Origin of the sequence: Massilia sp. Dwa41.01b (assembly GCF_014171775.1) — a bacterium.
In the GTDB taxonomy this organism is placed as follows: domain Bacteria; phylum Pseudomonadota; class Gammaproteobacteria; order Burkholderiales; family Burkholderiaceae_D; genus Telluria.
Map to the genome: position 1 here is coordinate 3,935,256 of NZ_CP050454.1, position 12,402 is coordinate 3,947,657.

Below are 12,402 nucleotides of genomic sequence, written 5' to 3' on the forward strand. Positions count from 1 at the left end.
ATCGATCGGGAAAATTGCAATGCAGGCTACACTGAATGTCGACTGGTCTTTTTCCAGCATGACGAAGCCACGCGCCATGCCCGCGCATGGCGAGCGAGAGAACGAACACGCCCAGTCCGGCAGCCTGGTCCGCAAGGTGATGGTGGTCGACGACGAGGAAGACCTGGCCAACCTAGCCGAGGCCTTGCTCAGCAGCGAGGGGCTGGAGGTCATGGTCGCCAACTCGGCCAGGGACGCGCTGGACCTGCTCGGGCAACACGACGACATCGACGCCATCTTCTCCGACGTGATGATGCCTGGCATGACGGGGCTGCAGCTGGCCGACGCCGTGAGCGATATGTATCCGCGCATTAAAGTGGTGCTCACTTCCGGCTACACGCTGCCGGCCCTGCTGGCCGACCGCAAGCGCCAATACCTGTTCACGCCCAAGCCCTACCGGCTGGAGACGATCATGAAGCTGCTGCGCAGTTAAAGGACAAAGGGCCCTGAGCTGGGGCCCGCACCATTTTCAACACACTTGGGGGAAGCACCATGCGACACATCCAGCTCGAACGACGCAACGACCTGCACCGCGAACACCTTGTCGATGTCGGCCTCATGCTCAAGAATGCCCACGGCGCCGACTTCGCGCGCGACTACCTCGAGGAAGCCGAGGTTCCCGAATCCCTGATCAGGCGAGTGCTCACGGTGTCGAAGATGCGCGCATCGGACGCGGTGACGCCGAGCGGCTTCGACGATTTCATCTGATGTCGGCCCCACTGCCACCCGTCTTGCATAAAATGCATTGTTGATCTTGCCACCTTTACTGGATGGATATACAGTTGTGCGCTCTATCCGCACGACACATCCATCCAGGGAGGATCACATGCTCGACCACATGACGTTTCGCGTGACCGATATCGGCCGCACCAAGGCCTTTTACAGCGCGGCGCTCGCGCCACTGGGCTACAGCCTGCATGCCGAGGGCAACTACGGCATGAACGTACTGGGCTTTGCGCGTCCCGACGCGCTTGAGCCCGACGGCAAGAAGACCGATGTCTGGTTTGTCGATGGCCCCTCGCCCTACGGTGGTCCCGCGGCCACGACCGGCTGCCACCTGGCCTGGCGTGCCGCCAGCCGCGCGCAGGTCGATGCCTTCTACGAGGCGGCCATTGCTGCCGGCGGCAAGGACAACGGCGCACCCGGCCTGCGCCCGGACTACCACCCTCATTACTACGGCGCCTTCGTGATCGACCCGGAGGGCAACAATATCGAAGCGGTGTGCCACCAGCCGCGATAGCGGACACCGGCTGCCGGGTGCGCTCGCCGCCCCGGCGCTATCACTTCGCCATCTCCAGCCCAGCCGATGGTTGTAGAATGTCGGTCCTGGCCCGGCGCCGCCGCCCGGCCTCCCAGAACCCGATCGACATGACCACCGTCCCTACCGAAATCAACGCCGCCGCGGCAAAAGCAGCGTCGGAGAAGCACACGCCCATGATGCAGCAATATCTGCGCATCAAGGCCGACTACCCCACCATGCTGGTGTTCTACCGCATGGGCGACTTCTACGAGCTATTCCACGACGACGCCGAAAAGGCCGCGCGCATCCTCGGCATTACCCTGACCGCGCGCGGCGCGTCGAACGGCAATCCGATCAAGATGTGCGGCGTGCCTTTCCACTCGCTGGACGGCTACCTGGCCAAACTCGTGAAACTGGGCGAATCCTGTGCGATTTGCGAGCAGATCGGCGACCCCGCAACGTCCAAGGGTCCGGTCGAGCGCAAGGTAGTGCGCGTGGTCACGCCCGGCACCCTGACAGATTCCGACCTGCTGCCGGAAAAGGCCGAGCGCCCGCTGCTGGCTTTGTACTCTCTGCCCGCGCGCAAGAACGTCACGGTCGGCCTGGCCTGGCTGTCGCTGGCCAGCGGCGCGCTGCGCCTGATGGAATTTTCCGGCGACGCGAAAACCGTCGACACGCGGCTGGCCCAGGAACTGGAACGCATCGCCCCGGCCGAGATCCTGCGCGCCGACGATGGGGCGCATGGCGGATTCTTCGACGACGATCCGATTGCACACACCCAGCGCGTGCCCGACTGGCATTTCGATGTCGTCAAGGGCCACAAGGCCCTCCTCGACCAGCTGAACGTGGCCACCCTCACCGGCTTCGGCGCCGAGGGACTCGGTGCCGCGTTTGGCGCGGCCGGTGCGCTGCTGCGCTATGCCCAGGCGACGCAAGGGCGCGGCCTGCAGCACGTGAACAGTCTTTCGGTCGAAAGCGAAAACGAATTCATCGGCCTGGACGCCGCCACCCGCCGCAACCTGGAACTGACCGAGACCATCCGCGGCCAGGGTCGCCCACGCTGTTCTCGCTGCTGGACGGCTGCAAGACGGCGATGGGTTCGCGCCTGCTGCGCCACTGGCTGCACCATGCACGGCGCGACCAGGCGGTCGCCCGTTCGCGCCATGAAGCCATCGCCGCACTGGCCCAGGCGGACGCGGGTGCGGGCTTGTCCGGGACGCTGGGCGAGGTGCCCGATATCGAACGCATCACCACGCGCATCGCCCTCCTGAGCGTGCGTCCGCGCGACCTGGCCAGCCTGCGCGATGGCCTCAAGCAGCTGCCGGCACTGCGCGAGCAAGTGGCGCGCTGCTTCATCCCCGGCGACTCCTGCCTGCTGCGCGCACTGCACGACGCCATCCAGACGCCGACGGCCTGCGCGGATTTGCTGGCGCGTGCGGTGGCCCTTGAACCGGCCGCGATGGTGCGCGACGGCGGCGTGTTCGCACCCGGGTTCGATGCCGAGCTGGACGAACTGCGCGCGCTGTCGGAAAACGCCGGCCAGTTCCTGGTCGACCTGGAAACGCGCGAGCGCGCCCGCACCGGGATTGCCAACCTGCGCGTGGAATACAACCGCGTGCACGGCTTCTACATCGAGGTCACCAACGGCCAGGCCGACAAGGTGCCGGATGACTACCGCCGCCGCCAGACCCTGAAGAACTGCGAGCGCTACATCACGCCGGAACTCAAGGCCTTCGAGGACAAGGCGCTGTCGGCGCAGGACAAGGCGCTGGTGCGCGAGAAGCAGCTCTACGACGAGCTGCTGGCCTGCCTGGCACCGCACATCGGCGAGTTACAAAGCGTGGCCGCCGGCCTGGCGCAGATCGACGCGCTGGTGGCACTCACCAACCACGCGCTGGCCCACAACTGGTGCGCCCCTGCCCTGGTCGACGCGCCCTGCCTGAGCATCGTCGAGGGCCGCCACCCGGTGGTGGAGCGCCAGATCGAGCGCTTCATCGCCAACGACTGCAAGCTCTCGAACGACCGGCGCCTGCTGTTGATCACCGGCCCGAACATGGGCGGTAAATCGACCTTCATGCGCCAGACCGCGCTGATCGTCCTGCTGGCCTATGTGGGCAGCTACGTGCCGGCGACCAGCGCCACCATCGGCCCGATCGACCGCATCTTCACCCGCATCGGCGCCAACGACGACCTGGCCGGCGGGCGCTCGACCTTCATGGTGGAGATGACCGAATCGGCCGCGATCCTGAACGGCGCCACCGAGCACTCGCTGGTCCTGATGGACGAAGTCGGGCGCGGCACGTCCACGTTTGATGGCCTGGCGCTGGCCTGGGCGATTGCGCGCCACCTGATCGACAGCAGCCGCAGTTTTACCCTGTTCGCCACCCACTATTTCGAGCTGACCCAGCTTCCCGAGACCCACCCGAGCGCGGCCAACGTGCACCTGTCGGCGGTCGAGCACAAGGACAGCATCGTCTTCCTGCACGCGGTGCAGGAAGGCCCCGCGTCGCAGAGCTACGGCCTGCAGGTGGCGCAACTTGCCGGCGTGCCGCCGGGCGTCATCAAGGCTGCGCGCAAGCACCTGGCGCGGCTGGAATCGCAGGCGGTGGGCAGCACACCGCAGCTCGATCTGTTCGCGCTGCCCTGCGACGAGCCTGAGGACGCCGATGCCGCGGCTGCTGCCGCTGCGCCGGAGCCCCAGCTTGCGCCCGCGCTGCTCGACGCCCTGGCCGAACTCGACCCGGATGCGCTGACGCCGCGCGAAGCCCTCGCGCGCCTGTATGAACTGAAGCGTCTCGCTGCCGACAGTTGCGCCGTGAGCGGCACCGCCTGATGGGGCGCCCGCGCGTCGCCGCCCTGCTGGCCGCCGCGCTGTGCGTGGCGGCGTGCGCGTCGTCTGCCGTCGCAAGGGACGGGGTACCGGACAAGAAGCACGAACTGGCCCGCCACGGCGCCCGCCTTGACGCCCGCAAGGCGCGGCCTGACGGCGCCGCGCACCGCTTCGGCATCATTGGCCACAGTTTCGCCGTGCCCGGCGACACCCGCTTCAAGAAGGCCCTGGCCGACACCAACGACAGCTCGCTCGCCTTTGTCGTCGTCACCGGCATCAAGGGCGTGCAGGAACCCTGCGGCGACAAGCTGTACCAGGAACGGCGCGAACTGCTCGAGCGCGCGAGGCGTCCCGTCATCGTGCTGCCGGCGGGGAGCGACTGGACCGAATGCCGCAACACGGCGGGCCGCACCAACGCGGCCGAACGCCTGAACCGCATGCGCGAGCTGTTCCACGGCGAGCCGGAGTCGCTCGGCGCGAAGAAGCTCCCGCTCACGCGCCTGTCGACCAGCCCGCGCTTTCGCAGCTATGCCGAGAATGCCCACTGGACGGTGGACCGGGTGATGTATGCCACCGTCAACCTGCCGGCGAATAACAACCACTACCTGGCCGCAGCGGGTCGCAACAGCGAGTACGAAGACCGGCAGGTGGCCACGCGCTTCTGGCTGAACCGCCTGTTCACGCTCGCGCGGCGAGACAAGGTCGATGCCATCGTGCTGTTCTCCGAAGGCGACCTGAAACCCCTGGCCGAACCCACGGGCTTGCGTAGCCTGCTGCGGCGTGCTCCCGCCACCTTCGACGGCTTCGCCTCCGCGCGCAAGCAGGTCCAGGCGCTGGCGCAGCGCTTTGGAGGCAAGGTTTTGCTGGTCGACAGCGCGGCACTGCCGAAGAACGGCCATCCGGCGATCGAATGGCGCGAGAATGTGGGGCACCTGTCGGTGGGGGGCGAGGCGGTCGAGGTGGATGTCAGGCCGGGGGAGAAGAACCTGTTCAGGCTGAAGGAGGCGGGGGAATAAGCCCTTCAGGCGCCGTTTCGGTCAGGGCGAACGAAACGCCGAGCGTTGCGGCATGTCCCGCGTGGGCACAGGGCGCCCACCCTACGAAAGTTGGCACGCGTAGGGTGGGCGCCCCGTGCCCACCGCGCATGTTCGATTCGCCTTGGTTCGTAGGGTGGGCGCCCCGTGCCCACCGCGCATGTTCGATTCGCCTTGGTTCGTAGGGTGGGCGCCCCGTGCCCACGCGGACATCGGATTCGTCACCTCGCCCGTTCGTCCCGCATGTCGAAACCGTAGGGTGGAAGGCTCCACCTCGATGCCTGCACCGAGGCAGCGCATGCGCCGTCCACGCGTTCAACCACCACCCGAAACCTCGCGACCGGCATCCGGCGCTTGAACGCGTGGACGGCATCACGGCAGCGTGCCTGCCCATGCTCGGGTTCAGCCGTCCACCCTACGCAAGGCCCAATGCAAAACCGGGGACACCAGGTTCCCGGTTCTCGACTACTTAATGCAGCGGCTGGCTACGGAAATGATCGCCCGGCTCGCCTTCGTCGCCGCCCTCTTCCTCTTCACCATGGTGGTGACCGTGGGCGCCGTGCACGTGGCCGTGGGCGATTTCTTCGGCGGTGGCTTCGCGCACGTCGATCACCGACAGCTCGAAACGCAGGGCCATGCCGGCCAGCGGGTGGTTACCGTCCAGCACGACCTTGTCGTCGGCGATTTCGGTGACGGTGAAGATCAGCGGCTCTTCGTCCGGCGCGCCGTCGGCCATGCCCTCGAACTGCATGCCCACTTCCAGCGGCTCGGGCAGGACCTTGCGGTCTTCGACCTTGACCAGCTCGGCGTCGTAGTCGCCGAATGCGTCTTCCGGCTCGACCTGCAGGGTCGAGGTGAAGCCGACTTCCTTGCCGTCGAGGTGTTCTTCGATTTTCGGCAGCGTGTTCTCGTAACCGCCATGCAGGTAGACCATCGGCTGCACGCCTTCTTCGATCAGGTTGTTCTGCGCATCCGACAGTTTGTAGTTGACCGACACGACCGTGTTCTTGGCAATCTTCATCGCACTTCCTTTCGTTGTAAGCTGCGGATTATACCCCTGCCCCAGCCTTGCCTGCGCATGGGCCGTGCATGGCCCTGCTTTGGCCTCCACGGGGCTCGCTCCGCTATAATGAAGCATGAAAAATTTACCGCTCCTGGGGAACCTCACCCCCGCCCAGTTCCTGCGCGATTACTGGCACAAGAAGCCACTCTTGATCCGTAACGCCATCCCCGGTTTCAAACCCCTGCTCAAGTTCGACAAGCTGGTCGAAGCCGCCGCCAGGAATCACGTCGAGTCGCGCCTGGTCACCCTGCAGGACGGCCAGTGGGACATGCAGCACGGCCCCTTGCTTGAGCTGCCGCCGCGCACCCAGCGCGAATGGACGCTGCTGGTGCAGGGCGTGAACCTGTTCGACGAACGCGCCGACGCGCTCCTGCGCGAATTCCGCTTCCTGCCCGACGTGCGCCTGGACGACCTGATGGTCAGCTATGCCACCGATGGCGGCGGCGTCGGCCCGCACTTCGATTCCTACGACGTCTTCCTGCTGCAGGCGCACGGCCGCCGCCGCTGGAAGATCAGCGCCCAGCAGGACCTGTCGCTGGTCGAGGGCCTGCCGCTGAAGATTCTGTCGAACTTTACGCCGGAACAGGAATTCGTGCTCGAACCGGGCGACATGCTGTACCTGCCGCCGCACTACGCCCACGACGGCGTGGCCGAGGGCGAATGCATGACCTATTCGATCGGCTTCCGCTCGCCCTCTTACCAGGAACTTGGCGAAGCTTTTCTCCAGTTCATGGCCGACTCGATCGACCTGCCGGGCCGCTATGCCGACCCCGGCCTGCAGCCGGCGAAAAACCCGGCCGAGATCCCGAAGGAGATGCTCGCCAGCGTCACCGAGGAACTCAACAAGGTGCGCTGGGACCAGGAAGACGTGACGATCTTCTTCGGCGAGTACATGTCCGAGCCGAAGCACAACGTCTTCTTCACGCCCCCGGGCAAACCGCTCGTCGTCGGGCGCTTCATGGAGGCTGCCGCCAAGCGCGGCCTGAAGCTGTCGCCCAAGACGCTGATGCTGTATCGCGGCAAGCATGTATTCATCAATGGCGAGTCGTTTGCCGTCAGCCGCGCCGACAAGCCCGTGCTGGACCTGCTGGCGAACGAGCGTCGCCTGGAGGGTGCCGCGCTGGAGCAGGCGTCCGACGATGTACTCGAGGCGCTCTACACCTGGTACCAGGACGGCTGGATCGAACTGGGCTGACTGAAAGGAACCGAACATGCTTGAACCGGCAAGCCTGCGTTTCGACACCCGCCGCGACTGCGAAGCGCACTGGCGCCAGGTAGTGGGGCTGGCGCGCATGCGGCTCGACATGTTCGATCCGGACTGTTCGGTCTTTCCCTTGGGCGCGGTGGATGTCGAGACGCTGCTGCGCGGCTTTCGCGGCCGGCGGCCGGCTGCGCCTGGCGCTGCACGACAGCCGCCACATCGAACGCCATGCGCCGCGCTTCCTGCGCCTGCAGCGCGACTACGGCCACCTGATCGAGTGCCGCCAGACACCGCGCACGCTGCGTCACCTCACCGATTCCTTCACGATCGCCGACGATCTGCATGTGCTGCGCCGCTTCCATAGCGACCACATGCGCGGGGAAGCTGCCTTTGCCATGCCGAGTGCCGTCGAGCTGCCCGCGCACCGTTTTGGCCTGCTGTGGGAAGAGGCGCATCCAGCCCTGAAAACGACGCTGACCGGCCTTTAATTGTGTATACATTTCAACAAGTTAGGCCTAATTCTTGTTGCTGTAGCATCTTGTAACAAAATGAACCTTAACAAGTCACAAAATACTTACATTTTGGCATGCTTTTTCTATTGCGATTCGGTAAATTTGGCTATAATATCGGGTTAGGAAGGTTCCGTTGTCTATCAGGCACTGTTACCAGTATGAAAGTACACGAGAATTCCGACGAGCGATAATTACCGGTAATTATTAATCGCGACAACAAGAGTACTTACTTAATTAAGGAAAAAATCATGAAAAAATCCCTGCTGATCATCTCCCTGATGGCTGTTGCCCTGGCTGCTTGCTCGAAGAAAGAAGACGCTGCTACCACCACCCCAGCTGCGACCGAAGCTCCTGCTGCAACCACCACCACGACCACCACCGACGCTGCTGCTCCTGCTGCTGCACCGGCTGACGCTGCTGCTACCACCCCAGCTGCTGACGCTGCTGCTGCTGCCGCTACCGCTTCGGCTGCTGCTTCGGAAGCCGCTTCGGCTGCTTCGACCGCTGCTGACGCTGCTGCTGACGCTGCCAAGAAGTAATCAGATTTTTTCTGATGCGAAAGCCGGCCTACGGGCCGGTTTTTTTTCGCCTGGCGGTTTGTGGACGGTGGGCTCGGGGCGCCCACCCTACAGCTGCACGCATGTCAATTGGGGCGTAGGGTGGAGTCCCGACTCCACGCGGTGCGCCGGATGCACAGTGTTCCCATTCTCCTGGAGCGGTACCCGTGCAGCCCGGTGCTCTTTACCGTCGGGCCGGCGCAGGCACGGCCGCGTGGAGTCAGGACTCCACCCTACGGATGGGTGCCACTGGCGCACTCTGCCTTTGCGTCACTTACGTAGGAAACCCAGCGTCTGAAGGTTCGCAGGGTGGAGTCCCGACTCCACGCGGTACAGCACATGCATCGCGCTCAGGACGCGTCGCCCAGCACGCAGGCATTCCGATGCTCTTTACCGTCGGGCCTGCGCAGGCACGGCCGCGTGGAGTCGGGACTCCACCCTACGGATGGGCAGCACCCGTGCTCTCTTTCCTGGGGGCGCGAACGTAAAAAAGCCGGCCACACGGGCCGGCTTTTTGCTGAGCATGATTGACGCTTACTTCAGCTCGTCGTTCAGCTGCGTCAGGATCTTGGTCGCGGTCGCCGAGGTATCCGGCTGGCCGGCGTTGTCCTGCACCGTCACCGTGCTGCTGGTGCCGGTGTCGGCGCCCTTGACGATCACGCGGTAGCGCTGCGCTTCCTTGGCCTTCTCGGACTCGCCGAAGCTGAACAGGCGCGAGAAGAAGCCTTCCTTGTTCGAGCCGTCCGGATCGACGTAGCGCACGAAGTAGACGCCCTGGACGCGGTCGCGGTCTTCGACGGTGAAGCCGACGCGGTCGAGCGCCAGGCCGACGCGGCGCCATGCGCGGTCGAAACCCTCGTCGACTTCGACAGCGTTGCCCACCAGCTTGGCGTGCAGCGGCGCCTGCGTGGCGTTGGCAACCGTTTCCTGCGCGGCCTTTTCCTGCGCCGGCTCGGTGGCGCCGGTCAGGCGTGCCACCAGGCGGCCCAGGAACTGGGCTTCCAGCGCCGGATCGTTCGGACGCACGGTCCAGACCGTGGTTTCCTTCTGGGCGCCGCTCAGCACCTCTTCGGCGCCGCGGTGGCTGATGTAGATTTCGGTCGAGCCGTCCGGCAGGCGCTCGAGGCGGGTGCGGTATTTGTCGCGCTCGCCGGTCGAGTAGGCATTGCCGAACACGCGGCCCAGGGTGCTGCGCAGCATGTCCTGCGGGATCTTCGAGCGGTTTTCCTGCCACTCGGTTTCCATGGTGCCGGTCGTCTGCGATTCGCTGGCGATCGTGAAGCCGGCCTCTTCCCAGAACTGGCGCAGTTGCGGCCAGAGCTGCTCGGGGGTCTGCTTGACCACCAGCCAGCGCTGGTCGCCGGCGCGCTCGACGCGCACAGCCTCGGTCGAGACCGGGCCGATCGTGCCACTGGCGGCGGCAAGGCCCGCGCCGGAGCGGCCTGCGTGCCCGCGCCCATGCCGGACGCGGTGGCCACGCCACGGCCTTCCGGCACGGCATAGCGATTGTCCTTCTGCAGTTGGGTCAGGTCCGGCGGCACGTCCAGCGGCGCCGCTTTCTTGGAGGACTTGTAGTCCACCCGGTCGGATTCGAAAATGGTGGTGCACGCCGCCATCGACAGCGCCAGCGCGGTCAGGGCGACGACGCGTGCGGCAGGCGCGGAAACGTTCGCAAGCGGGAAGGTCATCTTGTTGCTTTTAGTCATATCGCAAATCACTATTTCAGATCGGTAAACCAACACCCTTGCGGGACTCAGGATTGTGGGAGCAGGCCCGCGCCAACCAGCGCGCCGCGAACGGTGTCGTGGAAGGAGCTCGACAGGGGTGCCAGCGGCAGGCGCAGGCCGGCGGGCATCTTGCCCATTTCCGCCAGGGCCCACTTGACCGGCACCGGGTTCGGCTCGATGAACAGCTTGGCGTGCAATGCCATCACGCGTTTATTGATCTCGATGGCGCGGGCGATGTCGCCGGCCATGGCGGCCGCGCACAGTTCGTGCATCGCGCGCGGGGCGACGTTGGCGGTAACCGAGATATTGCCGGCGCCGCCGCAGAACATCAGCGCCATCGCGGTCGGATCGTCGCCCGAGTACACGGCGAAGGACTTGTCGACCATGCTCAGCAGCTCGATGCCGCGGCCGATGTTGCCGGTGGCATCTTTCACGCCGACGATATTGTCGATCTGCGCCAGGCGCGCGATGGTCTCGTTGCTCATGTCCGCGACCGTACGGCCGGGCACGTTGTACAGGATGATCGGGATGTCGACCGCTTCGGCAATGGCCTTGAAGTGGCGGTACATGCCTTCCTGGGTGGGACGGTTGTAGTACGGCACCACCTGCAGCGAGGCGTCGGCACCGACTTCCCTGGCGTGACGGGTCAGCGCGATGGCTTCGACGGTCGAATTGCCACCGCTGCCGGCGATCACCGGGATGCGGCCGGCGGCATGGTCCACCGCCAGCTTGATCAGTTCGCCGTGCTCTTCCGGGCTGACCGTCGCCGATTCGCCGGTGGTGCCAACGATGACGATGCCGTCGCTGCCTTCGTCCACATGCCAATCGATCAGTTTGCGCAGGCTGTCCTGGTCGAGACTGCCGTCGTCGAACATTGGCGTGACGATTGCTACAATGCTGCCCTTAATCATATTCAGTGGAACGTGCCGAAAAATAAAAATCTGATTGTAGCGGATCGTCCGCCAATATGGTTCATTCCCGACCAGATAAATGGTCGAGCTTCGCCCCGGAGAATGCATACGCCCACCCTGCCGCGCACAGGCGCTGCACCCGCGCCGGCTTCGGATCGGCAATGACGCCGTCCTCGTAAGCCAGCACCTGCAGGCAGTTTGCCCCGGCCAGTTCCAGCAATTCGCCGGGACGCAGCAGGAAGGCGGGATTCGACGGCTTGCCAAAGGCTTCGTTGCCAAGGGCAAAGGTTTCGTAGATCAGGAGGCCGCCCGGCGCCAGGCCCGACAGCAGTGCCGGCAACAAGGGCCGGTGCAGGTAATTGGTGACGACGATGCCGGCGAAGCGGCCGGGGGCGAAGGGCCACGGTGCACCAGGGGCTTCCAGGTCGTATTCGAAGGTCGCGATGCCGGGCCCGGCGCTCGCGGCCAGGGCAGCGGGGTCGCGGTCGACCGCCAGTACGGCATGCCCGAGGGAAGCGAACAGGCGCGCATGGCGCCCGCCGCCGCAGGTCAGGTCGAGCACCTCGCCCGCCGGCACGCAAGGCGCGAAGCGGCGGACCCAGGCGGACGGCTTGTCGAGCGGCGCGTGCATCAGCTCAGCAGCAAGGTGAGCGGGGTCGCCAGCAGTTTCACAGCCTGGCCGCCCAGCCACATCACGGGCTGCACCCAGAACGAGAGCACGTTCAGCCACAGCAGCGCCAGCAGGATGAAGAATCCGTACGGCTCGAGCTTCGCGAACTTGTAGGCCAGGCCGTGCGGGAGCATGCTGGTCACCACACGGCCACCGTCGAGCGGCGGCAGCGGGAACAGGTTGAAGGCGAAGATCAGCAGGTTGGTGACGACGCCCGCCTGCGCCACCTTGTGCGGGAATTCCTCGCCCACGTTCAGCGCCACCAGCACCATGGCGAAGATCAGCCACAGCAGCGCCATGACGAAGTTCGCGCCGGGACCCGCGAGCGCCACCCAGGCCATGTCGCGTTTCGGGTTGCGCAGGTTACCGAACTGTACCGGCACCGGCTTGGCGTAACCGAACACGAAGCCGGACGTCATGTACAGGGCGATCGGAATGATGATGGTCCCGAACAGGTCGATGTGCGACAGGGGATTGAGGGTCATGCGTCCCTGTGCATAGGCCGTGTTGTCGCCGAAGTAGCGGGCGGCAAAGGCGTGGGCAGCTTCGTGCAGGGTAATCGCGAACAGAACGGGCAGCGCGTAGACTGCGATATTGCGAATGATTTCATCCATAAGG

11 protein-coding genes and 2 pseudogenes are annotated in these 12,402 nt (G+C 65.2%); 8 read left to right on the plus strand and 5 right to left on the minus strand.

Annotated features, from left to right (window positions below):
• Positions 1–19: 19 nt before the first annotated feature.
• From G4G28_RS18070 to G4G28_RS18090, 5 genes and pseudogenes are all read left to right on the plus strand, one after another.
• Entirely contained in the window at positions 20–472 is a 453-nt protein-coding gene (locus G4G28_RS18070; protein WP_229425178.1) for a response regulator, read from the plus strand.
• Between the two features lie 59 nt (positions 473–531).
• Positions 532–747 (plus strand): hypothetical protein, encoded by a 216-nt coding sequence (locus G4G28_RS18075; RefSeq protein ID WP_182989331.1) that lies wholly within the window; start codon positions 532–534, stop codon positions 745–747.
• A 118-nt stretch (positions 748–865) separates the two neighbouring features.
• Positions 866–1,279, plus strand: coding sequence for a VOC family protein (locus G4G28_RS18080; RefSeq protein ID WP_182989332.1), 414 nt, complete (start codon positions 866–868; stop codon positions 1,277–1,279).
• A 128-nt stretch (positions 1,280–1,407) separates the two neighbouring features.
• Positions 1,408–4,112: pseudogene (mutS, locus tag G4G28_RS18085) on the plus strand (DNA mismatch repair protein MutS).
• Positions 4,112–5,125 (plus strand): hypothetical protein, encoded by a 1,014-nt coding sequence (locus G4G28_RS18090; protein WP_183107666.1) that lies wholly within the window; start codon positions 4,112–4,114, stop codon positions 5,123–5,125. The pseudogene mutS and the gene G4G28_RS18090 overlap by 1 nt, the downstream one beginning before the upstream one ends.
• 487 nt (positions 5,126–5,612) lie before the next feature.
• Here the strand turns inward: G4G28_RS18090 and G4G28_RS18095 are convergent, their stop codons facing one another.
• Positions 5,613–6,164, minus strand: coding sequence for a peptidylprolyl isomerase (locus G4G28_RS18095; RefSeq protein WP_182989334.1), 552 nt, complete (start codon positions 6,162–6,164; stop codon positions 5,613–5,615).
• Between the two features lie 115 nt (positions 6,165–6,279).
• On the opposite strand from G4G28_RS18095, the gene G4G28_RS18100 reads away from it, so the two are divergent.
• The 3 genes from G4G28_RS18100 (at position 6,280) to G4G28_RS18110 (ending at position 8,458) form a co-directional block, all read left to right on the plus strand.
• Positions 6,280–7,401: a cupin domain-containing protein gene (locus G4G28_RS18100; protein WP_182989335.1), complete on the plus strand. Its 1,122-nt coding sequence runs from the start codon at positions 6,280–6,282 to the stop codon at positions 7,399–7,401.
• 152 nt (positions 7,402–7,553) lie between these two features.
• A complete protein-coding gene (locus G4G28_RS18105; protein WP_229507711.1) occupies positions 7,554–7,895 on the plus strand; it encodes a hypothetical protein in 342 nt (113 codons plus the stop codon).
• 272 nt (positions 7,896–8,167) lie between these two features.
• Positions 8,168–8,458 (plus strand): hypothetical protein, encoded by a 291-nt coding sequence (locus G4G28_RS18110; RefSeq protein WP_182989337.1) that lies wholly within the window; start codon positions 8,168–8,170, stop codon positions 8,456–8,458.
• A 552-nt stretch (positions 8,459–9,010) separates the two neighbouring features.
• Here G4G28_RS18110 and bamC read toward each other — a convergent pair.
• From bamC to G4G28_RS18130, 4 genes and pseudogenes are all read right to left on the minus strand, one after another.
• A pseudogene (bamC, locus tag G4G28_RS18115) lies at positions 9,011–10,182 on the minus strand (outer membrane protein assembly factor BamC).
• Positions 10,183–10,229: 47 nt separating this feature from the next.
• Positions 10,230–11,114, minus strand: a complete 885-nt coding sequence (dapA, locus tag G4G28_RS18120) for a 4-hydroxy-tetrahydrodipicolinate synthase (RefSeq protein WP_182989339.1) — start codon at positions 11,112–11,114, stop codon at positions 10,230–10,232.
• A 61-nt stretch (positions 11,115–11,175) separates the two neighbouring features.
• On the minus strand, positions 11,176–11,745 hold the full coding sequence (locus tag G4G28_RS18125) for a bifunctional 2-polyprenyl-6-hydroxyphenol methylase/3-demethylubiquinol 3-O-methyltransferase UbiG (RefSeq protein ID WP_183107667.1): 570 nt from the start codon (positions 11,743–11,745) through the stop codon (positions 11,176–11,178).
• Positions 11,745–12,398: a site-2 protease family protein gene (locus G4G28_RS18130; RefSeq protein WP_182989340.1), complete on the minus strand. Its 654-nt coding sequence runs from the start codon at positions 12,396–12,398 to the stop codon at positions 11,745–11,747. The genes G4G28_RS18125 and G4G28_RS18130 overlap by 1 nt, the downstream gene beginning before the upstream one ends.
• Between the last annotated feature and the right edge of the window lie 4 nt (positions 12,399–12,402).

Coding starts and splice junctions, on each gene's coding strand:
- G4G28_RS18070 (WP_229425178.1), top strand. CDS start 20: ATGCAGGCTACACTGAATGTCGACTGGTCTTTTTCCAGCATGACGAAG.
- G4G28_RS18075 (WP_182989331.1), top strand. CDS start 532: ATGCGACACATCCAGCTCGAACGACGCAACGACCTGCACCGCGAACAC.
- G4G28_RS18080 (WP_182989332.1), top strand. CDS start 866: ATGCTCGACCACATGACGTTTCGCGTGACCGATATCGGCCGCACCAAG.
- G4G28_RS18090 (WP_183107666.1), top strand. CDS start 4,112: ATGGGGCGCCCGCGCGTCGCCGCCCTGCTGGCCGCCGCGCTGTGCGTG.
- G4G28_RS18095 (WP_182989334.1), bottom strand. CDS start 6,164: ATGAAGATTGCCAAGAACACGGTCGTGTCGGTCAACTACAAACTGTCG.
- G4G28_RS18100 (WP_182989335.1), top strand. CDS start 6,280: ATGAAAAATTTACCGCTCCTGGGGAACCTCACCCCCGCCCAGTTCCTG.
- G4G28_RS18105 (WP_229507711.1), top strand. CDS start 7,554: ATGTCGAGACGCTGCTGCGCGGCTTTCGCGGCCGGCGGCCGGCTGCGC.
- G4G28_RS18110 (WP_182989337.1), top strand. CDS start 8,168: ATGAAAAAATCCCTGCTGATCATCTCCCTGATGGCTGTTGCCCTGGCT.
- dapA (WP_182989339.1), bottom strand. CDS start 11,114: ATGATTAAGGGCAGCATTGTAGCAATCGTCACGCCAATGTTCGACGAC.
- G4G28_RS18125 (WP_183107667.1), bottom strand. CDS start 11,745: ATGCACGCGCCGCTCGACAAGCCGTCCGCCTGGGTCCGCCGCTTCGCG.
- G4G28_RS18130 (WP_182989340.1), bottom strand. CDS start 12,398: ATGGATGAAATCATTCGCAATATCGCAGTCTACGCGCTGCCCGTTCTG.